Annotated in this window: 27 protein-coding genes; 8 read left to right on the top strand and 19 right to left on the bottom strand. The window is 44.7% G+C overall.

Annotated elements, in window-relative coordinates; genetic code table 11:
- Positions 1-45 precede the first annotated feature (45 nt).
- The gene (locus N4J56_RS26735) at positions 46-1,014 is read left to right on the top strand and encodes a sugar-binding transcriptional regulator (protein ID WP_317109204.1); all 969 of its coding nucleotides are present in this window, start codon (positions 46-48) and stop codon (positions 1,012-1,014) included.
- A gap of 83 nt (positions 1,015-1,097) precedes the next feature.
- Here N4J56_RS26735 and apcB read toward each other — a convergent pair whose 3' ends face one another.
- Complete coding sequence (gene apcB, locus N4J56_RS26730; RefSeq protein WP_015156653.1) at positions 1,098-1,607, bottom strand: allophycocyanin subunit beta; 510 nt, start codon at positions 1,605-1,607, stop codon at positions 1,098-1,100.
- 381 nt (positions 1,608-1,988) lie between these two features.
- On the opposite strand from apcB, the gene glnA reads away from it, so the two are divergent.
- The 5 genes from glnA (at position 1,989) to thiL (ending at position 7,291) form a co-directional block, all read left to right on the top strand.
- Entirely contained in the window at positions 1,989-3,410 is a 1,422-nt protein-coding gene (glnA, locus tag N4J56_RS26725) for a type I glutamate--ammonia ligase (protein ID WP_317109203.1), read from the top strand.
- 219 nt (positions 3,411-3,629) lie between these two features.
- A complete protein-coding gene (locus N4J56_RS26720) occupies positions 3,630-4,685 on the top strand; it encodes a class I SAM-dependent methyltransferase (RefSeq protein ID WP_317109202.1) in 1,056 nt (351 codons plus the stop codon).
- A gap of 144 nt (positions 4,686-4,829) precedes the next feature.
- Positions 4,830-5,321 carry a YbjN domain-containing protein gene (locus tag N4J56_RS26715; RefSeq protein ID WP_317109201.1) on the top strand — a complete coding sequence of 164 codons (492 nt, stop codon included), beginning with the start codon at positions 4,830-4,832 and terminating at the stop codon, positions 5,319-5,321.
- A gap of 137 nt (positions 5,322-5,458) precedes the next feature.
- Positions 5,459-6,139 (top strand): biotin/lipoate A/B protein ligase family protein, encoded by a 681-nt coding sequence (locus tag N4J56_RS26710; RefSeq protein ID WP_410500601.1) that lies wholly within the window; start codon positions 5,459-5,461, stop codon positions 6,137-6,139.
- Positions 6,140-6,202: 63 nt separating this feature from the next.
- Positions 6,203-7,291 carry a thiamine-phosphate kinase gene (thiL, locus tag N4J56_RS26705; protein ID WP_317109199.1) on the top strand — a complete coding sequence of 363 codons (1,089 nt, stop codon included), beginning with the start codon at positions 6,203-6,205 and terminating at the stop codon, positions 7,289-7,291.
- Between the two features lie 39 nt (positions 7,292-7,330).
- Here thiL and N4J56_RS26700 read toward each other — a convergent pair whose 3' ends face one another.
- From N4J56_RS26700 to dxr, 9 genes are all read right to left on the bottom strand, one after another.
- Complete coding sequence (locus N4J56_RS26700; RefSeq protein ID WP_015156647.1) at positions 7,331-8,344, bottom strand: type I glyceraldehyde-3-phosphate dehydrogenase; 1,014 nt, start codon at positions 8,342-8,344, stop codon at positions 7,331-7,333.
- A gap of 128 nt (positions 8,345-8,472) precedes the next feature.
- The gene (gene nadD, locus N4J56_RS26695; RefSeq protein ID WP_317109198.1) at positions 8,473-9,087 is read right to left on the bottom strand and encodes a nicotinate (nicotinamide) nucleotide adenylyltransferase; all 615 of its coding nucleotides are present in this window, start codon (positions 9,085-9,087) and stop codon (positions 8,473-8,475) included.
- 157 nt (positions 9,088-9,244) lie between these two features.
- Positions 9,245-9,967 (bottom strand): rhomboid family intramembrane serine protease, encoded by a 723-nt coding sequence (locus N4J56_RS26690; RefSeq protein WP_317109197.1) that lies wholly within the window; start codon positions 9,965-9,967, stop codon positions 9,245-9,247.
- A 155-nt stretch (positions 9,968-10,122) separates the two neighbouring features.
- Entirely contained in the window at positions 10,123-11,691 is a 1,569-nt protein-coding gene (locus N4J56_RS26685) for a B12-binding domain-containing radical SAM protein (protein ID WP_317109196.1), read from the bottom strand.
- A gap of 350 nt (positions 11,692-12,041) precedes the next feature.
- Positions 12,042-13,442, bottom strand: a complete 1,401-nt coding sequence (locus tag N4J56_RS26680) for an amidohydrolase family protein (protein ID WP_410500600.1) — start codon at positions 13,440-13,442, stop codon at positions 12,042-12,044.
- Between the two features lie 143 nt (positions 13,443-13,585).
- Entirely contained in the window at positions 13,586-13,927 is a 342-nt protein-coding gene (locus N4J56_RS26675; protein WP_317109194.1) for a DUF962 domain-containing protein, read from the bottom strand.
- Between the two features lie 558 nt (positions 13,928-14,485).
- Positions 14,486-14,968 carry an adenosine-specific kinase gene (locus N4J56_RS26670; protein WP_317109193.1) on the bottom strand — a complete coding sequence of 161 codons (483 nt, stop codon included), beginning with the start codon at positions 14,966-14,968 and terminating at the stop codon, positions 14,486-14,488.
- A 385-nt stretch (positions 14,969-15,353) separates the two neighbouring features.
- On the bottom strand, positions 15,354-15,926 hold the full coding sequence (locus N4J56_RS26665; RefSeq protein WP_317109192.1) for a Uma2 family endonuclease: 573 nt from the start codon (positions 15,924-15,926) through the stop codon (positions 15,354-15,356).
- A 29-nt stretch (positions 15,927-15,955) separates the two neighbouring features.
- The gene (gene dxr / locus N4J56_RS26660) at positions 15,956-17,152 is read right to left on the bottom strand and encodes a 1-deoxy-D-xylulose-5-phosphate reductoisomerase (protein ID WP_317109191.1); all 1,197 of its coding nucleotides are present in this window, start codon (positions 17,150-17,152) and stop codon (positions 15,956-15,958) included.
- A 319-nt stretch (positions 17,153-17,471) separates the two neighbouring features.
- On the opposite strand from dxr, the gene N4J56_RS26655 reads away from it, so the two are divergent.
- Positions 17,472-17,705, top strand: a complete 234-nt coding sequence (locus N4J56_RS26655) for a Nif11-like leader peptide family natural product precursor (RefSeq protein ID WP_317109190.1) — start codon at positions 17,472-17,474, stop codon at positions 17,703-17,705.
- A 60-nt stretch (positions 17,706-17,765) separates the two neighbouring features.
- On the opposite strand, the gene N4J56_RS26650 is transcribed toward N4J56_RS26655, so the two are convergent.
- A complete protein-coding gene (locus N4J56_RS26650; protein WP_317109189.1) occupies positions 17,766-19,403 on the bottom strand; it encodes a CTP synthase in 1,638 nt (545 codons plus the stop codon).
- 265 nt (positions 19,404-19,668) lie between these two features.
- Between N4J56_RS26650 and N4J56_RS26645 the strand changes: the two genes are divergently transcribed.
- Positions 19,669-21,495, top strand: a complete 1,827-nt coding sequence (locus N4J56_RS26645) for an N-acetylmuramoyl-L-alanine amidase (protein ID WP_317109188.1) — start codon at positions 19,669-19,671, stop codon at positions 21,493-21,495.
- Positions 21,496-21,499: 4 nt separating this feature from the next.
- On the opposite strand, the gene N4J56_RS26640 is transcribed toward N4J56_RS26645, so the two are convergent.
- The 8 genes from N4J56_RS26640 to N4J56_RS26605 all read right to left on the bottom strand — a co-directional run bounded on the left by N4J56_RS26640 (position 21,500) and on the right by N4J56_RS26605 (position 26,554).
- The gene (locus N4J56_RS26640; protein WP_317109187.1) at positions 21,500-22,339 is read right to left on the bottom strand and encodes a glucosamine-6-phosphate deaminase; all 840 of its coding nucleotides are present in this window, start codon (positions 22,337-22,339) and stop codon (positions 21,500-21,502) included.
- 71 nt (positions 22,340-22,410) lie between these two features.
- Entirely contained in the window at positions 22,411-22,785 is a 375-nt protein-coding gene (locus N4J56_RS26635; RefSeq protein ID WP_317109186.1) for a hypothetical protein, read from the bottom strand.
- A 195-nt stretch (positions 22,786-22,980) separates the two neighbouring features.
- Positions 22,981-23,868: a hypothetical protein gene (locus tag N4J56_RS26630; RefSeq protein WP_317109185.1), complete on the bottom strand. Its 888-nt coding sequence runs from the start codon at positions 23,866-23,868 to the stop codon at positions 22,981-22,983.
- 65 nt (positions 23,869-23,933) lie between these two features.
- Positions 23,934-24,449: a hypothetical protein gene (locus N4J56_RS26625; protein ID WP_317109184.1), complete on the bottom strand. Its 516-nt coding sequence runs from the start codon at positions 24,447-24,449 to the stop codon at positions 23,934-23,936.
- Between the two features lie 70 nt (positions 24,450-24,519).
- Positions 24,520-25,164 (bottom strand): class I SAM-dependent methyltransferase, encoded by a 645-nt coding sequence (locus N4J56_RS26620; RefSeq protein WP_317109183.1) that lies wholly within the window; start codon positions 25,162-25,164, stop codon positions 24,520-24,522.
- An 82-nt stretch (positions 25,165-25,246) separates the two neighbouring features.
- Positions 25,247-25,549 carry an urease subunit gamma gene (gene ureA / locus N4J56_RS26615; protein WP_317109182.1) on the bottom strand — a complete coding sequence of 101 codons (303 nt, stop codon included), beginning with the start codon at positions 25,547-25,549 and terminating at the stop codon, positions 25,247-25,249.
- Positions 25,550-25,561: 12 nt separating this feature from the next.
- Entirely contained in the window at positions 25,562-26,416 is an 855-nt protein-coding gene (locus N4J56_RS26610; protein ID WP_317109181.1) for an urease accessory protein UreD, read from the bottom strand.
- 15 nt (positions 26,417-26,431) lie between these two features.
- Positions 26,432-26,554, bottom strand: coding sequence for a hypothetical protein (locus N4J56_RS26605; protein ID WP_317109180.1), 123 nt, complete (start codon positions 26,552-26,554; stop codon positions 26,432-26,434).
- Between the last annotated feature and the right edge of the window lie 18 nt (positions 26,555-26,572).

Below are 26,572 nucleotides of genomic sequence, written 5' to 3'. Positions count from 1 at the left end.
ATACGATCTTCCTTTTGGGGGATACATAGATCCTGAAGGTAGAATATGCGAGAAATTGGTTCGGAGCGGCGCGATCGCAAGTTAGATCTGGCAGCTCATGCTGCATGGCTCTATTACATAGCTGGAAATACCCAAGAAGAGATCGCAGCAAAGCTTAGCGTGTCTCGGCAAGCGGCACAACGCCTGATTGCACTGGCAGTGAGTGAAAAGCTGATCAAATTTCGGCTCGATCATCCCTTGAGTGAATGCATTGCTCTAGCTGAAGCGCTACGCGATCGCTTCAATTTGTCTCTTTGCGAAGTCGTACCGAGTGACGCGGGAAGTGGCGACACATTCAACGGTATTGGCGTGCGTGCTGCTAGCTATTTAGAAACGTATCTTATTGCAAAAACGCCTACAGTATTGGCATTTACTTCAGGGCGAACATTGCGATCGATGGTGGAGCAGATCCCGTCCATGGATCAACCGCAGCATAAGATTGTCTCCACTATTGGCAATATGTCTCACTACGGTCGAGCGGGTCGTCATGAAGTCGTGATGCATTTATCGGATCGGGTTGGTTCGCAAGCCTATCCAGTCCCGACTCCGGTTGTAGCAACCAGTGTTGAAGAACGGGAACTGTTGCAAACGCAGCGATCGTTCATCGCCGTCAAAACTCTTGCCGAGCAAGCCAAGGCAACATTTGTCGGTATCGGTCAGATTGTTTGGAATGCCCCATTACATCAAAATGGCTTTATTAGCGATGACGAGGTAGCTGAATTAGTCGAACTGGGTGCAGTGGGGGAGATTGCAGGCTGGGCGTACGATCGCCACGGAGTTTTACTGCAACAGGGAACGAATAGCCGTGTCGCCAGCGTACCGTTGGAACAACCAGTACAAAGGCTTGTAATTGGTGTAGCAGGCGGCGTGAAAAAAGCAGAAGCCATTTTAGCTGCTTTACGCGGCAAGCTAATTACAGGGTTAATTATCGATGAAGCAGCTGCTGAAACAATTCTTGGCAAAATTCTGAATTAGCGAATAAAAAAGCGATCGCCTTCATAATTTAAAAAGAACGCGATCGCCCAACCAACAACCAACAACCAATTACCAACTACCAATTAAATATCCCGTTCGCTCAATTCGCGAGTCATGTGATCGAACGGTTCATCGATAAAAGCTGTATTTTCTACGCCAGCTGCTACTGCTTGTGCCTTCACAATATCCTTCATCATTTGGATACCGCGCACGGTAGGACCGATTGGTACACCTAGAGAATTATAAGTCTCCCGCAAGCCTTGTAGCACGCGCTCGTCTAGCACATCCATATTGCCAGCTACTAGGGCGTAAGTCGCATAGCGTAGGTAATAATCCATATCTCTCAAACAAGCCGCATAGCGCCGTGTTGTATAGGCATTACCACCAGGACGAATCAATTCTGGTTGTTCGGCAAATAATTGCGAACCAGCCTGCTTGACAATTGACGCAGCATTTGAGTTGACTGTTGCAGCTGCTTGAACCCGTGCCGTTCCGGTGTCAAAGTAGGACTTAAGCCGTTCTAAGGCAGTGCGATCGAAGTACCGTCCTGCCACGTCGTAAGTCCCAATTAAGCTTGTTATTGCATCCCGCATTTGATTGCTCTCCGAATTTTTCCTATCTGTGGTTTGATATTGTTGAGCTAAGGAATTGCACTTGTTAACAACTGACCGTGCCACCTCAAGCTTGAAAGCCTACAAGCAAACCATTGCTCTTTAAGGATTTTAAGCTAAATTTGACCCCGATGAGAAACCATCCATGCGTCCTAATTAATACAGCTTGTTAAGGAATAACTAATATAAGCCTCCAGACAGACGTTTTGTCATTTAAACTACAAAATTGCCTTCACTCTCTTTCTAGGATGATTCAAATGTGGCAAGATCTGGCTTCCAGCAAACCACATCGCGGCAGCAAGCTGAGAGTGCAGCTGAGAGTGCAATAGTTCCATTCAGTCATTGGCAGATTAAGGAGTCACCATGCCCGAAACCGCACAAGAAGTCTTGAAGATGATTCAAGACCAGAACATTCAAGTCATCGATCTAAAATTCATTGACACGCCTGGAATTTGGCAGCATTTGACGGTATACCAAAACCAGATTGAAGAAAGCAGCTTCACCGACGGCGTAGCCTTCGATGGTTCTAGTATTCGCGGTTGGAAAGCCATTAATGAATCAGATATGGCAATGGTTCCCGATCCAAAAACCGCTTGGATCGATCCATTTATGGCAGAACCGACTCTAAGCCTAATCTGTAGCATTATTGAACCGCGTACGGGAGAGCCTTACGCCCGCGATCCTCGCTCTATTGCTCAAAAAGCCCTAGACTACCTAATTTCCACAGGCATCGGTGACACAGCCTTTTTTGGTCCAGAAGCCGAGTTTTTCATTTTTGATGATGTCCGCTTCGACCAAAATCAGCACGAAGGATACTACCACGTAGATTCCATTGAAGGGCGTTGGAATACAGGTAGAAAAGAAGAGGGTGGCAACCTGGGCTACAAACCCCGCTACAAAGAGGGATATTTCCCTGTTGCGCCAACAGATACATCTCAGGATATGCGGACTGAGATGTTGCTGACAATGGCTAAGTGTGGAGTACCGATTGAAAAGCACCACCATGAAGTCGCAAGCGGTGGACAGTGCGAACTTGGTATCCGGTTCGATACTATGATTAGGTCGGCTGATAATTTGATGATTTATAAGTACGTCATCAAAAATGTTGCCAGAAAGTATGGCAAAACTATCACCTTTATGCCAAAGCCAGTGTTTAACGACAATGGCTCCGGGATGCACACCCACCAATCAATTTGGAAAGATGGGCAGCCTTTGTTTGCAGGCGATAAGTATGCTGGTTTAAGTGAAATGGGGCTGCATTACATTGGTGGTATCCTCAAGCACGCTCCTGCACTTTTAGCTTTAACCAATCCCACAACTAATTCTTACAAGCGCTTAGTACCTGGGTTTGAAGCGCCTGTAAACCTTGCTTATTCTCAAGGTAACCGCTCTGCTTCCATCCGCATTCCGCTATCTGGAACCAATCCCAAAGCTAAGCGATTAGAGTTCCGTTGTCCAGATGCAACCGCTAACCCCTATCTAGCCTTTGCTGCTATGCTTTGCGCTGGATTGGACGGGATTAAGAATCAGATCGACCCTGGCGAACCCTTAGACGTGGACATCTACGACTTGTCTCCAGAAGAGTTAAGCAAGATTCCTTCCACTCCTGGCTCGTTAGAAGACGCTCTAGAAGCATTGGAAAAAGATCATGAATTCTTAACGACAACTGGAGTATTCACGGAAGATTTCCTCCAAACCTGGATTGCTTACAAGCTTGATAACGAAGTTAACCCGATGCGGTTACGCCCCCATCCTTATGAATTTGCCCTCTACTACGATTGCTAGAACGTTACATGTAACGCCTCTACATCGCTAAATGAGTTTTCAGCCACCAAATTGCAGGTGGCTTTTTTCATGCAGTAAGCACGCATTACCAGCGTCCAAAAATTTTTCACCAAAAATCTCCAGACCTATCGAAAGATTTAGGAATTTCTCGTTACACTTATTTACAATAAATTAAAGATTAGGTAAAGACCGACTCAACACTGATTCCAGCAACTACCTATGGCTGACACTTTAACAAAACTGACATATCAAACTTTTCAGCAGAGCAAAAATTACTTCGGACTCGCTCACAAGATACTCAGCACGCGGTTGATGAGCCTCGTTTCGCCGAGCGATCGCAAGTCCAAGCCTTTGCCTCTAGACGTGCTACAGAAAATTCACCAGCGCTACGAACGTCTGTTAGAAGTAGACTGGCAAGATGCCGAGGCGGGAGTATATCCCCACAATATACTGTTCGATAACCCTTGGGATGAGTTTTTCCTTTACTATCCGGCTGTATGGTTCGATTTGCCGCAAATTTGGGAAAGAGCTAAACAAAAAAACTACCAAGATTTCGACCCCAATTTAGAGACTGCTGGCTATCCCAGCTACTACCTGCAAAATTTCCACCATCAAACGGGTGGCTATTTAAGCGATTTATCAGCCAATCTCTACGATTTACAAGTGGAAATCTTATTTGGCGGTTCGGCTGATGCCATGCGGCGGCGGATTCTCGTACCCTTAAAGCAAGGATTGAGTGCTTTTGACGATGTACCCGCTAGCCAAATTAAGGTTCTCGATATTGCTTGCGGTACTGGTCGTACCTTAAAAATGATTCGCGCCGCTTTACCCAAGGCATCGCTATTCGGTACAGATTTATCTCCAGCCTATTTGCGCAAAGCCAATCAGATGTTGTCTCAAATTCCTGGGGAACTACCGCAACTGCTGCAAGCTAATGCTGAAGAGTTGCCATATATGGATAACTACTTCCACGCTACGACCAGCGTATTCTTATTCCACGAACTGCCAGCAGTTGCACGGCAGCAGGTCATTGAGGATGCTTTCCGAGTCACCAAGCCAGGTGGTAAGTTTATCATCTGCGACTCAATTCAGATGAGCGACTCTCCAGAAATGGAGCCAGCAATGACAGGCTTCTACGAAACCTTCCACGAGCCATACTACAGACATTACATGACAGATGACTTAGTAGAGCGTTTGGAAAAGGCAGGTTTTGAGAATGTGACTACTGATGTCCAATACATGAGTAAGATATTGGTAGCACGCAAACCTGCGTAGAAATTGTGTTGTGAGGTGGTGGCATTGCCACCACCTCACAACATCAGAATAGGATTAAGATTTATTGCTAAGCTAGGGCAACGACTACCCTTAAAAGCGATAAATTGGGTCTAGATGACCTCAACGTTATGAGAAAAGATTTCTATGACGAGCGATCGACCCGATCCGGCAACGGTAGTAAGTGACTCTATGTCTAGCGAAGAAATCCTCGAAGAGTTAGTTGAAGGTACTGGCATTAACCATGTAGAGGTGATCGAAACTGTCATTGCAAGCTTGCAGCAAGATGAAAGTGCAATGGTCAGTCATACTCAAAATAGCTATTTATGGAAGTTTAAGTATGGTAGCGTTGAAGTCTTCGTGCAACTAACCGGACAAACCGATGAAGACACGTTCAAAGTTTGGTCTGCGGTATTAAAATTACCCACCAAAAACGATGCTGGCTTAATGCGGCGATTACTAGAAATGAACTGGTCTGATACCTTTGAAGCTAGTTTCGGTATCTTTGACGAGCAAATTGTGGTTTTGTCTACCCGCACTGTAGCAGAACTTTCTGCTGGCGAAGTATCCCGCCTGATTACAGTCGTAGCTACGATCGCCGATGATAATGACGAGGCTTTACAACAAGAATTTGCTTGATGGTTATCAGTTATCAGTGAAGAAAGGGAGCAGGGAGTAGGGAGTAGGGAGTAGGGAGAATTACTTTTGACTTTTAACTTTTGACTTTTAACTTTTGGCGGTTAATTCCTCACCTAGAAGCACCAGGAACAGTCCAAATGGCGATCGATCTCTATCTGGTCGAGCAGCATCAGTTAGGTCTAATGCCTGCTACGCTAAGGTTTTACAGTTGGTCGCCGCCAGCAATTTCTCTTGGCTACCATCAACATCAGTATCCCGATCGCTGGCAAAATTTAATTTGGAATGGTAGGGCGCTCGATTTGGTACGCCGTCCAACGGGAGGCAGAGCAGTTTTACATCAAGGCGATCTAACCTATGCTGTGGTGATGTCGGGATTATCTGGGAGTCGCACTCAAGCATACAAACAAATTTGTGAATTTCTCATTCAGGGGTGGCGATCGCTCGGCATCCAGCTACACTATGGTACGGCTGGACGAGGGTACATTCATAACCCTAACTGTTTTGGTACGGCAACAGGAGCAGATCTCGTTTTGAAGGATGGGACAAAATTAATTGGTAGCGCTCAACTAAGGCGGGGTGATGTTATTCTTCAACATGGTTCAATGCGGTTGGAGCCAGATGAGGAGTTGTTTGCTCAAGTATTTGGTAAAGATGTTTTTGCTCCAGTAAAACTACCTCTGAATCTACAAAAGGAAGAGTTAGTCAGAACAGTTATGAATGCTTTAGTTGCATCTGCCAAAAATTGTTTTTATGTTGACTTCGCCGTACAACCATTATCCGATCGAGAATGGGAAAAAATATATTTATATTGCGATTAAAGCTACCACAAAACGCCTTTTCTTCTCTGCTCCCTGCTCCCTACTCCCTACTCCCTGCTTGTCGTGAAAGTTAAAGATATTGGCGAACAAGGTTTATTAGAGCGGTTACAGCGTTTTTGTCCGGCAGAAATTATCGGTGATGATGCAGCCGTAATATCATCATCGCCAGAAAAATCTCTGGTGGTAACCACAGATATGCTAGTGGATGGAGTACATTTTAGCGATGCTACCACTAGTCCAGAAGATGTGGGATGGCGATCGACTGCGGCTAACCTGTCTGACTTAGCCGCAATGGGGGCTACACCGCTCGGAATTACCGTTGCCTTGGGATTACCAGGTGAGGTTCCTGTTGAGTGGGTAGAACGCCTCTACAAAGGCATGGATGAATGTTTGAAACTACATCAAACTCCGATTGTAGGGGGAGATGTCTGTCGTTCTCCAGTTATTACAGTTTCGATTACAGCTTTTGGCGAAGTGGAGCCAAACCAGACAATTTATCGCAATACAGCGCAAGTCGGAGATGCGATCGCAATCACAGGCTTTCATGGTGCTTCTCGTGCTGGTTTAGAATTGCTCATACATCCAGAAATCGGGCAAAATCTGAGCGATCGCGATCGCGCCTTTCTCGTCCAGGCGCACCAACGCCCCAAACCCCGCTTAGATGTCTTACCTATTCTCTGGGAAATTTTAGTATCTTACACTCCACACCTGTATGGGCGGGTTTACAAAAATGCTTTGTTACCCACAGATATCTCAGGTGAACCCGCCCCTACCCGACTCCCGACTCCCGACTCCCGACTCCCCATCTCAGGTATGGACAGCAGCGATGGTTTAGCCGATGCGATCGTCCAGATTTGCGAAATGAGTAGTGTTGGTGCGAGGATCGATCGCGATCAAATTCCGATTCCTCCAGCTTTGTCTAATTTAGTTACTGCAGAACAGGCTGTAGAATGGGCTTTGTATGGCGGCGAAGATTTTGAGTTAGTTCTGTGTCTACCTCAACAACCAGCTGAAGCCCTGATCGAACATTTGGGTGAAGGAGCGGCAATTATCGGCACGATTACCGCAGAATCGGCGATCGTACTAAGCGATCGCACTAACAAAAACCCCGACCGGATTCTCAGCCGCGATCGGGGTTTTCAGCATTTTTAGTTAACTGTCAACCGTTAACTGTTAACTGTCAACCATGCATTATTTCCAATCTCTAGCAACTAACTCAGCTAGATCTAATACCCGTTGGCTGTAGCCCCATTCGTTGTCATACCAAGCCATGACTTTAACTAGGTCGTTGCCCATAACAAGCGTTAAGCTAGCATCAACGATGGAAGAAGCATCGTGACCTTGGTAATCCGAGGATACTAGAGGTAGATCGCTATATTCTAGAATGCCCTTGAGGGAGCCTTCAGCAGCTTCCTTCAACGTGGAATTGACTTCTTCAGCAAAGGTTGGCTTTTCAACCTGAGCAACCAAGTCTACCATCGAGACGTTAGGAGTAGGAACGCGCAAAGCAACACCGTTCAGCTTACCTTTCAAGTCTGGTAGTACCAAAGCCACTGCTTTAGCAGCACCAGTAGATGTAGGAACGATGTTCATAGCTGCGGCTCTTGCCCGTCTGACATCGCGGTGGCTGGCATCGAGTAATCTTTGATCCCCAGTGTAGCTGTGGGTGGTGGTCATCGTGCCTTTGATGATGCCGAATTTTTCGTGCAGCACTTTGACGATGGGCGCTAAGCAGTTCGTGGTACAGCTAGCATTGCTTATGATTGTGTGCGTTTCATGCGCGTATTCGTGATGGTTTACGCCATAGACAAACGTACCATCATCATTTTTACCTGGAGCCGTGATCAGCACCTTCTTTGCACCAGCGTTCAAGTGTTTGGTTGCCCCTTCCCGACTGGTGAATACACCTGTCGATTCGATAATGAGATCGATATCCCAGTCTTTCCAAGGCAAGTTCTCTGGATTGCGATCGGAGGTGCATTTAACCGTCTTACCCTTGACGATAATCGAATTTTCATCTGCGCTGATGTCGATGCCTTTTAAAGTCCCCAACATGGTGTCATACTTCAGCAGATGAGCGTTGGTCTTCGGATCGGAAGTATCGTTGATCGCGACTATTTCGATATCGCTGCTGTCTCTCAGAAGCCAGCAACGCATGAAGTTACGTCCGATCCGCCCAAAACCATTGATTGCAACTCTAATCACAGCGTCTTGCCCTCTGGTGTAGTGAATAAAATACCTATTATTGACAATCGATCATATCGCAAAGGGCGCTCTATTCTAAACTAGCTTCAGCGACATTGACAGAAAAAGCACACAAATCATTGGGATCGTTATGTATATAACTGCCGATCGCCAATATAGATCCTCACCGCTTCAGGAACGAAGTAGCGGATCGAACGGCGATCGCGGTAGTATTGCCTGACTAAGCTTGCCGAAATTCCTACTAAAGGTAGATCGATAATTTGCCAGCGAATGTATATTGATTCAGTGGCTAACTGTTGTGCTACCCGATCGCATAATACCTGAATTGGGGGACTTTGTGATTCAACGAGCGGACGCGGAGCGACTAACCACTCACAAACAGGGGCGATTTCCTGGCGATGATACCAACGGGGTAAGGTGAGAAACGTGTCTAACCCTAAAATCCAGTGCCAACGACCATCAGGGTAATTTGCTTGCAGTGCCTGCAAAGTTTGGCTGGCATAGGTAGCTTTCATCAAAGTATCCGCTTGGGGTGCGATTTCCCAATCACGACGATCTGCGATCGCCTGTCGTACCATTTCCCACCGATGCTGAAATGGTGTCGATTGCTTGTAGTGTGGGCGAGAATTGACTACCCAAATCACTCGTTCCAAACCAACTTGACTGCAAGCACTCTCAGCAACCAACAAGTGTCCCCAATGTACCGGATCGAAAGTACCGCCGAAAATGCCTAATTTTTTCATTGGTAATGGGTAATGGGTAGTTAGTAAGAGGTATTTTCACGCACCACAAACCACACACCACTTCTCACGAATAACTGTTAATGCCTCTATTTTTGCTCTTTCAAAAATAAAGACGCGATCTATCGCGCCTTCACCGATCGTTTACAACTGATAACTGTCAACTGTACTGCGAATACTGGTCTTGAGGATCTGATTTGAGCATTCCAAACAAGAAACCGAGAACAGCACCAAACAGAAAACCGCCTGCGTGCGCCCAATAAGCAATACCGCCGCTTTCCATGCCAATATTAGTTCGAGCTTCTAAACTCGCAACACCGTAGACGGCTTGTTGTAAAAACCAAAATCCCAGAAAATAAAAAGCAGGGATGCGGACGGCGGGAAAGAAAAATCCTAGTGGAATCAGAGTCAAGACTTCAGCCGTGGGGTAGCGGAGGATATACGCACCCATCACTCCGGCGATCGCCCCACTTGCACCCAAGGAGGGAATACCGGAAGATTGAGAAAAGAACCATTGTGCCAGCGCTGCCAATACGCCGCAGGCAAGATAAAAAATTAGATATTTGACATGTCCCAAACGATCTTCAACGTTGTTGCCAAAAATCCAGAGAAACAACATATTGCCTCCCAAGTGTAGCAATCCGCCGTGGAGGAATTGGGAGGTGATGAGAGTAATCCACTCTGGTACGGGTTGATTAACCGTGATTCCTGCAAAACTAGCTGTTAACTCTCTAGGAACGACAGCAAACAGATGGAAAAAACCGTCTAATTGTTGCGGTGGCAAATCTGCCTCGTAAATAAAGGCGAGAATATTAGCTGCAACCAGTCCATAAGTGACGTAGGGAACGATCTTCGTCGGGACGTTATCGCGAATGGGAACCATGACGCTTTTTAGCCAAAATTGATGAAACTAGCCACACAGTAGCGGATTTCACCAAAAATTGCTTCTAGCCTACAGGTAGATTGTCAGTTATTAGGGAGCAGGGAGCAGGGAGCAGGGAGCAGGGGTAGAAAAATTACTTTTAACTTTTGACTTTTCTATGCTGCTTTTTGGGGTTGCATGGTAGCTTCTAAGGCTGCGAGTTCTGCTAGTTGTGACTCAATTTGATCGCGGACGATTTGGCGATAATCAACGAAGTGTTCTAGGTGGGCGCAGTTGATGATATATGATTCAAACACGCTAGGATTATGCCGCAACATCGAAAATAATTGCCGCCAAAATTGCCAGCGCGTATTTCGCTTAATTCCCTGTCGCCAGCAGATAGTTAATATGGCGCGTATTTCAATCAAACCTGGCATCCGAAGCTTTTTCTTCAGAGTTTTCGGTTTCATGAGCCGGAAGTGGCGGTAAACTCTAGCTAAGTAGCGACTGGGTTCGTACAGTTCCCAGAAACATCTAACATACTCGTGGGCAATGTCTTCTACAGGACGGGTAGGAATGAAGTTGATCAAGGTTGTTTGGTGAATATTGGCTACTCCCCTACCTTCAAGCAAACGCCCTTCTTTTTGGAGACGATGCCATAAAGCTGTATTTGGCAAAGCTTGCAGCATACTGAATAAAGCTTGAGGAATTGCAGTTGCTTCCACAAAATCGATAATGCGATCGCCTGCTCCAGGTTTTTCGCCATCAAAGCCCATAATAAAACCAGCCATGACTCTCAATCCTACCTGATTGATTTTTTGTACTGATTCAATCAGGGAATTACGAGTATTTTGGAATTTTTGTGTCAGTGCTAAGCTATCGGTGTCTGGTGTTTCAATTCCCAAAAACACTGCATTAAAGTTAGCCGCAATCATCAAATCTAAAAGTTCTTCATCTTGGGCTAAATCTACCGATGCTTCAGTAGAAAAGCTAAAAGGATATCCTTTTTCTGCCATCCAAGGACCGAGTTCTTTTAGCAACAGCTTGACGTTGCGTTTGTTACCGATGAAGTTGTCATCCACCATAAAAATCGATCGCCGCCAGCCTAAATCGTACAGAGTTTGCAATTCTGCCAATAATTGTTGCGGAGATTTAGTACGTGGTTTACGTCCGTACAACACGATAATGTCGCAGAATTCGCACTGGAAGGGACAGCCTCGCGAAAATTGCACTGACATATCAGCGTAGGCACTTAAATCTAGCAGATCGTACCTGGGAATCGGTGTTGTCGTGACATCGGGCTTTTCACCGTTAGAGCGAATAGTCCCAGAAGTCTCCCCTCTTGCCAATGCTTCTACTAGCATCGGTAAGGTAATTTCACCCTCATCCAATACTAAAAAGTCTGCCCCAGCTGCCTTGGCTGCTTCCGGTACGGAGGTGACGTAGGGACCACCAACGGCGACTAATTTTCCATGTCGCTTTGCTTCTCTAATTAGATGCAGCATATCTGGTTTCTGGACGATCATCCCTGAGATGATGACCAAATCTGCCCATTCCCAGTCTGCTTTTGTTTCAGACCTTACGCTGCGATCTACTAGACGAAATTCCCACTCTTGGGGCAGAATTGCAGCAACTGTAATTAGCCCCAGTGGGGGCATTGCTACTTTACGACCAATTAGTTCGATCGCTTTGTCAAAAGACCAAAATGATTTGGGAAAAAGAGGATATAGGAGTAAAACTCGCATTTAACACCACCCCTTGCAACATCAAATGGTTGCATTATTGTTCCGATTGCCTTTAAGTTGTTCTGTTGTAAAACTGCAAATAATTAGTTTTATTTTATTTACAGGCAGGTTCTAGTTGAGATCACTTTAGCAGCCTGTGTTACTTTGTTGAACCCAGTGATACTAAAAATTACGTAAGTGTCCGGTTAATTGCCAATAGATCCCGTAAGGGCGGGTTTATTGAGTTCTTCATATGTGTATTGAGATCTCTGGTAAAACCCGCCCCTACAATAATCTGGCTATTCTAACGGACATGATATGAGATCGGACACCCCTAAATTCTCCCTTTCTAAGGGGGTAGGGGAGATCGGTTAGGTGACGCTGGCGGCTGTCTGTTCTGTCAAGTAGCTGGGGAGAGAACGACGCAGGCGATCGCCATATAAGTCTAAGGCATTACCTCCTAGCAATAACCCTAAATGTTCGCGATCGTAGTCAGTGACTCCCGCGGCATCTTTGACGCAGTTTTCCAATACACCATCCCAGTGTCCGTAGTCTCCAGAGAAGCAAGCCAGGTGCTTGCCAATCTCACCCATTGCTACGGGTAAGTAGGCGGGTGCGGGGTCGTCGGATTCAAAGGAAGTAAAGATTTGTCCCCGTTCAAAATATTCCATCGGGTCGCGATGGCGCAGGTCATAATGCTCGTAAAGACTCACATCATCGATTTTGGTAGGATCGTGTTCGGCATTCCACAACAGATCGAAGAGATTCTTGGTCATGTTGATGATGTTAGCGCGATCGCGTCCTTTGCGTTCTTGCAGCATCAATTTCGTGACATCCATCATCGAAGGACGATAAGGATTTTTGGGATCGAAATCGCGGATGCGTTTTTCCCAATGTTCGTGGAAAGAATGGGCGAGATCCGGTAGCCAGCCACAACCGCCTTCTAAAAAGCCAACCCGCAAGGTGGGAAACTGTTCAAATGCCCCGTCAAATACCATCCGCGCCAAAGCGTGCTGCTGTTGGTTGCGTTGGACGAAGATGTGAGTCAGGACAAAAGTTTCCATGTAGTCAGAAATTCCGCCCATCATGTAAGAACCTGGACCACCGTGAATTCCCAGTGCAATATCTAAATCTACTGCTGCTTGTAGAATTGGTCTGAAATCGGGGTGGCTGATTGGCTTACAACTGCGGATATCGGGGAAAGCTTGGGGCGCTTTCGGATGAGGAATGGGCATATTTGGGGCGACAGCAACGCCAATCATTCCCAGTTCGTTGACGCAGCGACGCATTTCGGCGACAGCCGCATCGACATCTTGTAGAGGTATGACACCAATTGGTTTGAGACGATCGCTATAAGGACGACAATCTTCGGCAATATAGTCGTTATAAGCCCGACACAGGGCGATCGCTAAGTCTTTATCTAAAATGCTAGAAAATGTCAGGTTGAACGTACCGAAAATTACGTGTACGTCTACCCCTTCCCGATCCATATCTTCGATCCGCAGGCGGTTGAATGTTGCGCCCAAAGTTGTTGTCGGGTGTAAGTTACGAAATCCACCTTTTCCCATGCCTTGAGGCTGGGGAAACATCCGTGTCAGATCGTTTTTACCTGTAGCGGGGTTAAAATCTACTACCCGCGCCCGCTGATCGCCCAGACTATCGATTACCATCCCCACGCGATCGCGATACTTTGGCTCTAGATAATCCCGCATAACTAAGGGATTTTCAAGCTTGTGGGCATCTGCATCAATAACTGGTAAACCTTGATACATGTATTTTCCTCTAAATGGTTGTGAGTGAGTAGTGAAGAGGGTGTGGGGTGTGGGGTGTAGGGTGTAGTGATGGTTAGTCACAACTTCTGATTCCTGACCCCTCGGTTTTGACTTCTGACTTTTGACTTTTGACTTTTGAATTCTCAGCTTGGCGTTTTTTCGAGATTCTTGCGATTTCTGCTTTGAAAGTAGCTCCAAAGTTGACGCAAGCCAAATAAATTCTCGAACGACCAAGAAATTGAAACGGGAATCATAATTCCACTGCGGTACTTGACAAAAGCCGGTTTGTTCTTCTCGAATAATGCGTGTCCGCCGATCGCGAATACTTGTGTCAGTACCAGACAAACTAATGTCCATCGCCAATCGTAGAACAGCAATACAACCGCCGATATCGCCAGCAAGACTGTTAAATGATGTAAAAATATGTTGATCGGGTTCTGATGACTTGCTATGAAATATGCTTTAGCTTCTTGGAAGTAACTCAACTTAACATTCCTCCAGGTACGCCGCACGCCAGGTTTAAAGCTGTATTGTAAAGATATTAACTATTCCTGTGCCGAGAATTTCTACTACTGTAATATTCTTCTAAGATTTCGTGGCTGGTTTAGCCAATTGCGTAGGTTTTTATACTCCTACACGTCTCGTCCTTCAATGCGTTCGGGTTCTTATTTCATAATTTTTGCAACTTAAAATTATGATGCATATAAGAGTTTTGCATCGCGCTTGTTTTGCCCCGTTAAGTATGACACAGAAGCGATAATTTGGCAGCGGCTACTAAAGACTAGCAGGCGCAAACTAATCCCTTGTATTAAACCTAATTTACCTACCTTTACCAAAGCGGTATTATGACACTTCAAGGATTGTCATTGGTCATTGGTCATTGGTCATTGGTCATTGGTTATTGGTCATTAGTCGTCGATCGAGAGTCATTTGTGAGTAGTGAGTCACTTTTGACTTACAACTTACTAAGGTCATTGGTAGTTGGTGAGTTAGGCAAGAGTGAGAGATAAATTTTGACTTCTAACTTTTGACTTTTGACTTTTTCAAAGCTTATATCCAATTTGGCGTAAAAACTTTTGTCGTGCTTGTACGTCCTCAGCATTTTCTACACCTTTGGGGGAAAATCCGTCTACAACACCCAAGAATCCTCGTCCTTGTTGAGTTTCTGCTAGGATGACTTCTACTGGATTTGCTGTCGCGCAATGGATATTGCAGACTTCCTGGCATTGTTTGATTGCATTGAGAAAGTTAATCGGGTAGGCTTGTTTCATCAGAATCACGAAACTGTGTCCTGCCGCGATCGCCTGAGCGTTCTTAGTAGCTATATCTTGTAGTTCTTTGTCATTTCCGGCAGTGCGGATCAAACAGGGACCAGAAGCCTCAGAGAAAGCGATACCAAATTTTGCTTGGGCAGAGATCCCGACGATAATCTCGTATAAGTCTTCTACAGTTTTAATAAAGTGACTGTGACCGATGATAATATTACTACCTTCAGGAATTTCCATTGATACAGATTTGAGTTCCATTTTTTCCTCCTCAATGTTGCCCGATTGCAATCAATTCCAAATACTTTATGATGATAAATAAAGCGATGAATCAGGTTGTTAGTTTGTAGAAATTTCATCCTGGTGCATGGTTTGAGTTTTTTCCCGTGCCTCCCAAACTACTTCGCTTTTTGATGGTAATTTTGGTATATTTTGCTGGCAATCTATTCTATATGTTCGAGAAATCTTACATATCCTGTTAGCTCCAAATACATTAGATGTATATGCTACCTTGAGGCGAATATAATAGAAATCTAAATCAGAAATTTGTCGAACGATTCCTTGCAATTGTGTAGATTCGGAACTTGATGGCAATCTCAATCATAGCTATTGCTTCTACTTCGCTTGGCAATAATTTACTACATACTTAGCTAAAAATTGCGATCGCATCTAGGACAAAACCTGGTAGTACATCTTCTCCTGATATAGTATTTGGAGAATTTAGTATTTCTACAGCTTGTTCGGAACGATATATTTCTACTTGTCGAGTTTGGGGATCGATTAACCAACCTAAACGAGCGCCATTATGCATATATTCTTGCATCTTGGCTCGTAGCTCGTTGAGATTATCTGTAGGAGAACGCAATTCAACCACAAAATCAGGACACAGAGGAGGGTAGCCATCTTGCTGTTCGGGAGTCAGATTTTCCCACCTTTCGCGTCTTACCCAACTAGCATCGGGAGAACGTTTTGCCCCGTTAGGGAGAATAAATAATGTAGAGGAGTCAAATGCTACTCCTAAGTTATTGGAGCTACTCCAAGTATCCAATTGTCTTGTTAAATTACTATTACGCCGTCCCGAACTTCCACCCGTAGGCGACACTATGACCAATTCTCCTGCTGCTGTTTGTTCGAATTGCCAATCTGGGTTGGCTTTAACAATGCGATCGAATTCTGAATTTGAAATTTTTAAAGCATGGATTGTGAGGGTATTCACCATAAATCTTTAGTGGATTTTATAGCTCGATCTTATCTTAATGAGATCAGTCGATCGCCTCTACTAATATCTTCGCTGGCTGTCAATACTTCTTGTCTCGCCCAGCGATCTGCTGCTACGATGTTAGCTAAGGATGGAGTCGAACAATTATCAGATGCATGGCGATCGCAAACCAATTCGATACAACGAGGAATATCTAAAAAGCGAATTTTTTCTTCTAAAAATAAGGCTACAGCTTGTTCGTTAGCGGCATTTAAAACTGCTGGCATCGAGCCACCCGCACGACCCGCGCTATATGCTAATTGCATACAAGGATATTTATCATGGTCTGGGGCTTTAAAAGTTAAACTGCCAATTTCTACGAGATCTAATTGCTTCCAATCAGTATAAATTCTTTCTGGATATGACATGGCATATAGCAATGGTAAACGCATATCTGCCCAACCTAACTGTGCCAATACAGAAGTATCTTGTAGTTCGATCAGAGAATGGATAATACTTTGGGGATGAATGACAATATCGATGCGATCGTAATCTAATCCAAATAAGTAATGAGCTTCAATAACTTCCAATCCCTTATTCATCAACGTCGCTGAATCGATTGTAATTTTCCGTCCCATCGTCCAGTTAGGATGTTTTAAAGCATCGGCAACGGTGACATTTGCTAACTTTTCTACAGGTAAATCGCGGAAAGAACCCCCAGAAGCCGTGAGTAAAATTCGCCGCAAGCCACGTCCCGGTACGCCTTGAAGACACTGAAAAATCGCCGAGTGTTCCGAATCTGCGGGTAAAAGTTTAATTCCGTGTTTTTCTACTAATGGTAAGACAACGGGACCACCTGCAATCAAAGTTTCTTTATTTGCCAGCGCAATATCTTTACCCGCCTCAATCGCCGCAATTGTGGGTAGCAACCCCGCACAACCGACAATTCCCGTTACTACGCTTTCGGCATCGCCATAACGGGCAACTTCTACAATACCCTCTTCCCCTGCCAATAGAATCGGTTGTGGGTCGAGATCTGCGATCGCCTCCTTCAACTCTGATAACTTATCTATATCGCAGATAGCGGCAATACTCGGTTTAAACTGCCGAATTTGCGCCGCCAGCATTGCCACGTTGCGTCCAGCCGCCAACCCGACAATCCGAAATTGGTCGGGGTGCTGTGCCACAATATCCAGAGTTTGAGTACCAATAGAGCCAGTCGATCCCAGGAGAGTAATTGCTTTCACGATTGTTTCAGAATTAGCAGCAATACCACTTTATCAGGGAGCAGGGAGAGATCGAGCAGTGACTAGTGGCTAGTGACTAGCCACTAGTCACACCCATCACCAATTTTTGTTTACATTGTTACCAACAACTTTAATTTATATCAAGATTTGATGAATTTTTTTCAGAAAAGGGTCTATGCTCACAGATACAGGAGCAGCTAGACAAAATCTTTGCGAAATATTAGGTGCGATCGCAGTTTGGGTGGGGAGTGGAGTTAACTTTGTCAAACTTCGCTAATGAGTCACTAGATTTAATTGTCTTTAACAGCAGGAGATTTATATGACCCAAGAACATGCTGCCCGCTTTTTTAAAGCCATACATCAAGATGAAGCATTAAAGGCTAAACTCAAAGCTACAACTGAACCAGAAACTTTCATTCAGATTGCATCTGAGCGAGGATACAAATTCACAGTTGCCGAATTGGATGCTCAAATTAGCAAGTTAACTCCTGAAGAGATGGCTGCGGTAATCAACCCAGGAATTTCTCCAAGACGGCGTTTAATGCCTAGATAATGTCCACTTTTAGAGACGTTACATATAACGTCTCTACGTGTAACGCCTCTACCAACCGCTCTATGATACTTCTACTGGAGTTGGCGCGATCTCCTCTGGTTGCGATCGTCGAGCGATCGCCTCAATAAACCCTTTAAATAAAGGATGAGGCGTGCTAGGGCGAGATTGAAACTCTGGATGAAATTGGCAGGCAATGAAAAATGGATGGCTGGGTAGTTCGATAATTTCTACCAAGCGTCCATCGGGGGAAGTGCCACTAATGACGTATCCCGACTCCAAAAATAGGTTGCGGTAAGCGTTGTTAAATTCGTAGCGATGGCGATGGCGTTCGTAAATTAGGGGTTTTTGATACAGTGCGTGCGCTAGGGTATTGGGTGTGAGACTGCAAGGATATAACCCTAGCCGCATGGTTCCACCTAAATCGACGACATCTTGCTGTTCTGGCAAAAGATTTATTACGGGATATTGACAATTAGGGGCAAACTCTGCACTGTGGGCATCTTCCAAACGTGCAACATGACGCGCCCATTCAATTACAGAACATTGCATTCCCAAACACAAACCGAGGAACGGAATTTGATGTTCGCGGGCGTATTCTACAGCGGCAATTTTGCCATCTACACCGCGCACGCCGAAGCCTCCAGGGACGACGATACCATGAACGCCCTGTAGTAAAGCGTCTGCCCCTTCTATTTCTAAATCTTCCGAGTTGATCCAACGCAGGTGTAATTCGCCATTTGTCGCGATCGCTGCATGGCGCAAAGCTTCTACTACCGATAGATAAGCATCGTTTAAACGCACGTACTTACCAACAATTGCAACTTCAACTTGGTGAGTGGGGTTGGCTTGTCGTTGTACTATAGTTTGCCATTGCGAGAGATCGGGCTGGCGTTGTCCGAGTTGCAGCAATTCTATGGTTTGCTGTGCCAGCCCTTCTGTTTCTAAAGTTAAAGGGACTTCATAGATACTGCTGGCATCTTGACAGCTGATGACGCATTCAACAGATACGTCACAAAATTCAGCCATTTTTGCTTTTAGACCGTCGGGTAGGGGGCGATCGCTCCGACAGACTAAAATATCTGGTTGAATCCCGATCGATCGCAACTCCTTAACAGAATGTTGTGTCGGTTTGGTTTTCATTTCTCCCGCCGAAGGAATCCAGGGAACGAGGGTAACGTGCATATACAACACGTTTTGTCGCCCTACATCCTTACGAAACTGCCGAATTGCTTCGAGAAATGGTAGCGATTCGATATCTCCCACCGTACCGCCAATTTCGGTAATCACGACATCGGGATTCGTATTTTTGGCAACGCGCTGAATCCTTTCTTTAATTTCATTCGTAATGTGGGGAATGACTTGTACCGTTCCCCCCATGTAATCGCCACGCCGTTCTTTATTAATGACTGCCTGATAAATTGAACCAGTCGTGACGCTATTGAGGCGCGACATAGAAGTATCAGTAAAGCGTTCGTAGTGTCCTAAGTCTAAATCTGTTTCCGCGCCATCTTCGGTAACAAAAACTTCCCCGTGTTGAAAGGGACTCATCGTACCTGGATCGACATTAATATAGGGGTCGAGTTTGAGAATGGAAACTGAATAATCTCGCGATTTGAGCAGCCGTCCCAAGCTTGCCGCTACAATACCCTTACCAATGCTGGAGACTACGCCACCAGTCACAAACACAAATTTAGTCATAGTAGTTTTTCTTAATCTTGGGCAACTTCCAGCCATTCACCCCGATAATTGTGACATATTCTTGAGGGGGAAGGGAGAAGTTAAAAGTCAAAAGTTAAAAGTCAAAATCTCCGACTCCCGACTCCTGTACGGGCGGGTTTATTAAGCATACTTATTAGATAACAAGTATTCTAGGTAAACTCGCCCCTACGATACCCTATTCTCCTATCTTGGCGTGAAAAAACTTTTCGGATTATTCTTTCTCGGAACTATCTTTGTCCTGCTTATGGTGCGTCCAGTTGGAGCAGAACAGCAACTATCAGTAGTGTATCCCCCTGCTAATCATCAAACAGTAGCCGATCGCATCTTCTTGGTAGGAACAGCGCCGCCAACGGGTAAAGTTGTAGTTAACGGTAAACCGATAGAACGCAGCCGCGCCGGACATTTCGCCCCTAGTTTTCCCTTGCGAGTCGGGGATAATACTTTTACACTGCAATATCAAAACCAACAGGTGCAACTAAAGGTACAGCGACAAGATACAACTGCCGCGCCACCTGTAGGATTGGCTTTTGGTAAAGATTCCTTGACTCCTAATGTCGATATTGCCAGAATGCCAGGCGAACTTGTTTGTTTTAGCGCGATCGCTCCTCCTCAATCTGTAGTTTCCGTGCAATTAGGCAAAGATAACATTCGCCTTTTCCCCCAACTACAGCAAGCACAACTCCCAGCTAACTCCGCACTTTTAACCGGACGAAATCAGCCGACTCGCCAATTAACATCTGGGCAATACCAAGGTTGTACAACTCTACCAAAACTAGGAAATCTGCTAGATCGCAATAATACTATTACTAGCGGTTTCACTCCTAGTTCTGGAATTCAACCACAGTTTCAACTAACATTAAACGGTCAAACCGTGACTCAACCAAGTCCAGGTAAAGTTACAATTCTCTCACCTGCAAATTTAGAAGTCGTCGAAGTCGCAGCAAATGAAGGGGTAGCGCGAACTGGTGCGAGTACCGATTACTCTCGCCTCACACCTTTACCCAAGGGTACGCGGGCAGCAGTTACAGGAAAAGAAGGTGAATGGTTGCGCTTAGATTATGGCGGTTGGATTAACAGTAAGGAGACTAGAATCATACCAGGATCGATCCCACCGCGATCGCTCATTCGGAGCGTCAGCGCCCGTCGCGTACCTGGAGCAACAGAAATCGTATTTCCGCTACAAGTCCCCGTACCCGTAAGCATACAGCAGGGCGATCGCACCTTAACATTAACTCTATATAATACCACTGCTCAAACCGATACAATCCGCTTCGACGACGACCCAACGATCTCTCGCCTCGATTGGCAGCAAGTTACACCCGATCGCCTGGAATACATTTTTAACCTCAAATCCCAACAGCAATGGGGTTATAAATTGCGCTACGAGGGAACGAGTTTGGTATTAACGCTGCGCCATCAGCCAAGGAGTAGGGAACAAGTTAAAAGTCAAAATTCAAAAGTCAAAATTCAAAACGTTTCTACTCCCGACTCCCGACTCCCGACTCCCGACTCCTCTCTTTCTGGAATCAAAATTCTTCTCGATCCCGGGCATGGAGGGAAGGAAACTGGCGCATTAGGACCAACGGGTTATCCTGAAAAAGATATCAATTTATTAATGTCTAAATTAGTTCGAGAACAATTAGCACGGCGAGGTGCTGAAGTTTACCTGACGCGGGAGGACGATCGCGATTTATCGTTACCAGATCGAGTAGACATAATCGATAAAACTGAACCCGCGATCGCAATTTCTCTGCATTACAATGCTCTACCAGATGCAGGCGATGCCATGAAAACTCAAGGATTAGCTGCCTTTTGGTATCATCCCCAAGCACACGATCTCGCCAGCTTTTTACATAGTTATTTAGTCCAAAAACTGAACCGCCCTGACTACGGACTGTACTGGAACAACCTCGCTTTAACTCGTCCCACATCAGCCCCAACAATATTATTAGAACTAGGATTTATGATTAACCCCTACGAATTTGAATGGATCGTCAACCCGCAAGCACAACAACAACTAGCCAGCGCGATCGCCCAAGGAATCACTCAATGGTTTAGTACTATCAGATAAACCTTTAGCGTCCTTCTTTGCGCCTCTGCGCCTTTGCGTGACAATATCTTAAAAGGCTTGCTGAATCTGCATCTAAAAACAATGTTGCCTGAGCTTGACTTCTAAGTATAGTAGCAGGACAACTCGTAGCGATCGCGCCTTCTAAAGTCTGCTGTATTGCTGTAGCTTTATGTTTTCCAGGAGCAAAACAAAATATTTTGTGTGCTAAACAAATTGCTGGAATTGTTAGCGTAAAAGCGTATTGTGGTACGACTTCAATATTAGTAAAATAACCCTGAGCGACTTGTTGCTGACGAGTAGATAATTCTAATTTTACAAGTTTTACATAGTAAGGATCTTGGAAATCTGCTAGTAACGGTTCGTTAAAAGCTAAGTGTCCGTTGCCTCCTAATCCCAAACAACATAGGTCGATAGGCTGGGATAATAATAACTTAGTATAGCGATCGCATTCTGCTAGCGGTTGTACGGTATCGCCTTCAATATAGTGAAATGCGGCTGGATTGACTTTCTGTTCGACTCTTTCGCACAAATAACGCCGAAAACTTGCCGGATGGTTAGCATCAATTCCTAAGTATTCATCAAGATGGAAAAAGACAATTCGCGACCAGTCTATCTCACCTAAATTTACCAATTTTGAGAGAAATTCAATTTGAGAATTGCCAGTTGCTAATATTACCGTAGCAGTAGCTTGCTGCGTCAGTAAGTTTTGTAAATAGCGTTGCGCGATCTTAGCTGCGTCTGTGGTAAGTTCATCAGCGCGATCGTACAAACGTACTGTCAGCGCATCTACTGGAAAAATTTTAGCGAGTGTGTCGGTTTGGAAGTTGTGAGGAAGATCGGTCATTTAAACAGCCTTACAAGCGTACCGCCACTCTATATATAGCAGGGAGCAAGGAGTAAGGAGCAGATGATTTTTCAAGGGTGTTCGCTACTATACGAATTTACTGATAGCTCGAACTTAATTTGTTTATGTCGAAATAGTGCTGCTTGACAAATTGCTAGAGGCGCAGTTTCACCATAACCCCAAACACCATTTGGGATAAAGCTAGCTACAAAAGGTAGTCCGGGTAAGGAATGTTCCTCAACTCGAAATAACTCAAAGTGAGGTGCATCTGAATTTTCTAAATCCCAAGCAACCAATTCTAATGCAGCTCTGATATCTGTAGAATAGGGACGCACGAACAAATTGAATTTTTCTGCTATTAAACTATCCAAATCCGCTAAGGAGTCAATTTTAACCGTTTCTAAATCTTCAGGTTGTAATTCCGTTAGTTCAAAAGTTTCTTCCATATTATTTACTACTAACTTTAGTTTGGTATAATTTGATATAGCGAATACGAGCAAGACTTATTGATAGGAGAATGTAGAGGATCGATTGCTAAAAAACAATCCCCCTACAGAGAGATTTTGCTGTAGATATTTTGCGAAAAAAGCTTGGAATGTAGAGACGCTATGTCTACGCCTCTACGAATGTCTACGTCAGACTTATATTTCTGCTACTGCTCTTTCAATTAAGCGTCGTGCTAAAGTTTGAGTTCCTGTATGTTCGTAATAATTAGTCGAAACATCCAGAAAAGCAGCAAGATAATCTAACTTATCGTCAGTAACTTCGATAAAACCTTGTAGGTTGCTCACAACTTTCTGCGGCGTTAATCCGCGAGAAACGACCAAATCGTTCATCCAGCCCGTGACAGAGTTAAAACTTTCACCGATAAAGTTCAACTTGCTGGCGGAATTATTCCCTGGAATATCACTATTGATATTTTGGAAGGTAGAGTTTTGCTCTAATTCCTGGGGACTCGTTTTATCTAAAGTTGCTAAAGCCTTTTGAATAAAATCAGGACCAAAAGGAATCAAACCATCGACGCAAACTAAGGCTACCATGCGCATCAAGGATTCGCCACTGTAATCCGCCAGGGAAGTGACGAAATCACCAATACTATCGCCAGGGATACCGTTAATTTGACAAAAAGCTAGTAACTCGACGACTAATTTCAAAGTTAAGTCGATAGTTTGGGCTTTATCAGCTTTAGGAGTGACTTTATTTAAGAAACCTAAAAGTGGAATTTTTTCCCCAACTTTATTCGCTAAAGCTGCTGCACCTAAGGCTTTATCAGTCCTATCTACAGTTTGATATAACCACATCGCTCTTTGATATCCTTGAGAGCGATCGTTGTAGAGATAGATTGCCCGTTCGCCAACTTGTTGAATAATACTTTCGTCAGTTTCGCCTGTAACGGTACGAATTGTATTTTCAAAGCCGACTAAATTATTCCACTGCCCGGGAATCACAAAATCCAGCGATCGCAGCATGGAAACAGTCATATTATTGGTAGATAATCCGTCCACTAACTCAATAATTGATTTGCTCATATCAAACTCCTTGATTAGTCATTTGTTATTTGTTATTTGTCATTTGCGATCGCTGAATGACTAATTTATTGCAATTTTGAGAGTCCATTGAGGTTGAATTTCTTTAACCACGCTTCGCGATCGCTAGCTGTAAAAAATGGATCGCGAGATAAAACTTTAACTTGATAGCGATCGCCCACTAATACTGCTGTTTGTGTCGTCCCAACTTCTACAGCGGGATAACCGTTAATCTGTTTCGTACTCGTCTTAAATTTTGCTGCGGCAGTCGGCAAGCTTTTAGTATCAGAAATAGATAGCATTGCCAGATCTTTACCACTTTTCTTCAATTTTGCCTCAGCAAAACCTTTTTTCTCTTGGGTATAAACTCGTTGAAAGTCCCCGCTAGCGGCTGGGAAAAATCGATTGAACTCGCTGCCTTGAGTTGCTTCTTTTGCTACTGCTTGACCGCTTTTTTGCTGATTGCTGACCTGTTGTGCTTGGTCAAACCGCCCTGGAGTTTCTGTAGCCGTACATGCTGTAGTAAATAGTAACAATGACAGCATTAACGCCACTAAAATTTTACGCCCTTGACGAAAAAACATAACGCCTCCTGCTCGATTCTTTACACTTATCATTGATTCTGGCGATCTCTTGGTTTAGTTTCGGAAGATTTTATCTGCGCTGAGCAATGACAGCATAAAACGGATCTTTCGCGCCGACACCCAACCACTGAATGAAATTATTGGTGCCGGACTGATGTGCAATAACTTCGGGTTCGGAGAATCCTGGCACAGCTCGAAAATACTGTTTGACTAATTCTACCCGACTCGATTCTGTCCCATCACGCCAAGCCTGAATTGCTTTTTGGTAAAACATGCGGTTGGAAAAGCTGATGATAACAATTCCGCCCGGTTTCAGAATCCGATGAATCTCGTTAAACACTGCTTCTGGATACTGCAAGTATTGTATCGAAACAGTATTCAAAACTGCGTCGAAATCTTGGTCTGGTAGCGGAAATTTAGGATTCTGATTCAGATTTTGCACGAAATAATGATGCAACTGAGGATTACGGGCTAGTTCCTCTTCATTCATCCCGTGTCCTTCGACATGAGCAAATTCCATTTCCTCTGGGAGGTGAGACACCCAGCTACTCATCATGTCAAAAATTCGAGTCTGGGGTTTGAGGCGTTCCCGATAAAGCTGAGTCAGCTGTTGAATGAAATTATCGTCTACATGGGTGACAAATCGCGGAAAGGAATAGAACTGCTGGTCGTTAGTATCGTCTAACTTGATCCGGTCGTGAGGGCGCAAAATCATAATTCGAGTGTTTCAATACCTCTACTCTTCTCAGTTTAGAAAAAATTACGAAGTGTAAAGCTATTTTTCCACTCGTTTCTACCTAACGAATCGGATTATGGACGGTAATTAGTTTTGTCCCATCAGGAAATGTTGCTTCTACCTGGACTTCATTTAACATTTCCGGTACTCCCTCCATGACTTCATCTCGCATCAGGAGAGTTGCGCCAAAACTCATCAAATCGGCGACGGTACGCCCTTCTCGCGCCCCTTCCAGAATGGCGGCAGAAATATACGCCACTGCCTCTGGATAGTTTAGCTTTAGTCCTCTAGTTTTACGGCGTTCTGCTACCAAAGCAGCGGTGAAGATGAGTAGTTTATCCTTTTCCTGCGGCGTAAGTTGCATTGAGTGTCCTTTTTATTGTTGCCAAACTCTAGGTAAACAGCTAGACCTGTCTAATAATGATAAGCGTAGTAACTGCCACACAGATGTAAACCAGTTTCGCACTTCGATCGAACTAGAGCCACGGTAGCGACACAATAATCCTTGTGGGAGGCGAGTGACTCCAGAATTGGTTGTTGGTAAGCTTGTACAGACGTTACATGTAACGTCTCTACACTTTTCTACTAATTCTGGTGAGACTTCGCATCCGATCCAGATAAGGCTGGCGACGATTGAATGTCCGGCTAAGCCATGAGGACTGTTGAGAATCGTTTCTTCTCCTGGCAACCATTGCCGATCGATCCACAAAGGCTGTCCTTGTTGCCAGACTTCGGTGTGCGATCGCCATTCTCCTTGGAAAAATTTTTCTCCTCTAGCACTGCGTCCAAATCTGGTAATTTCCCATCCCAACCAGCTAGCACCTGAAGCTAATTCTACGCGCAAGTCTTGGCGATAATTTGCCCCGTTAAAGACGATTGTTTCTTGAGGCAACCACTCCAAACATGCACCTGCATCGATCTGAATCTCGACTGTTTGTCTAGCTAGTAAACCGTTGCTGCGATAAATTTTACTCGCGGCTGTTGTCGTAACTAAAGCTTGCGATCGCGGTTGGAGTTGCAGGTTGATTGAAAGGCGATCGCCCCCCACAATTCCCCCAGCCGTATGCAAGATAGCAGTATGGCATATGTCTTTTTCTGGGTAAAACGGACGCTGCACTTTTAACGGTGCTTGAACGCGATCGGTTATTGGTTGTGTCTTACCGTTGCGCAGAGCATAAACAATATCTAAATTGCCATGCCAGCTAGAAGGAATAGTTTTTTCTTGATGCACGGAATTAAGGTTTTTCTAGGTTCTGGGTGAGTGATGGATTTTTAAGATTTTAAACACAGACGATCGCAGGCGATCGCAGATAAGAGGCGAAGATGTTTCAGCATTTTGACTTTTAGCTTTTAACTGATGTTCCAACATTTTGACTTTTAGCTTTTA

It is taken from the genome of Chroococcidiopsis sp. SAG 2025 (assembly GCF_032860985.1).
Lineage (GTDB): Bacteria > Cyanobacteriota > Cyanobacteriia > Cyanobacteriales > Chroococcidiopsidaceae > Chroococcidiopsis.
This window is presented reverse-complemented; position numbering and strand designations above follow the sequence as displayed.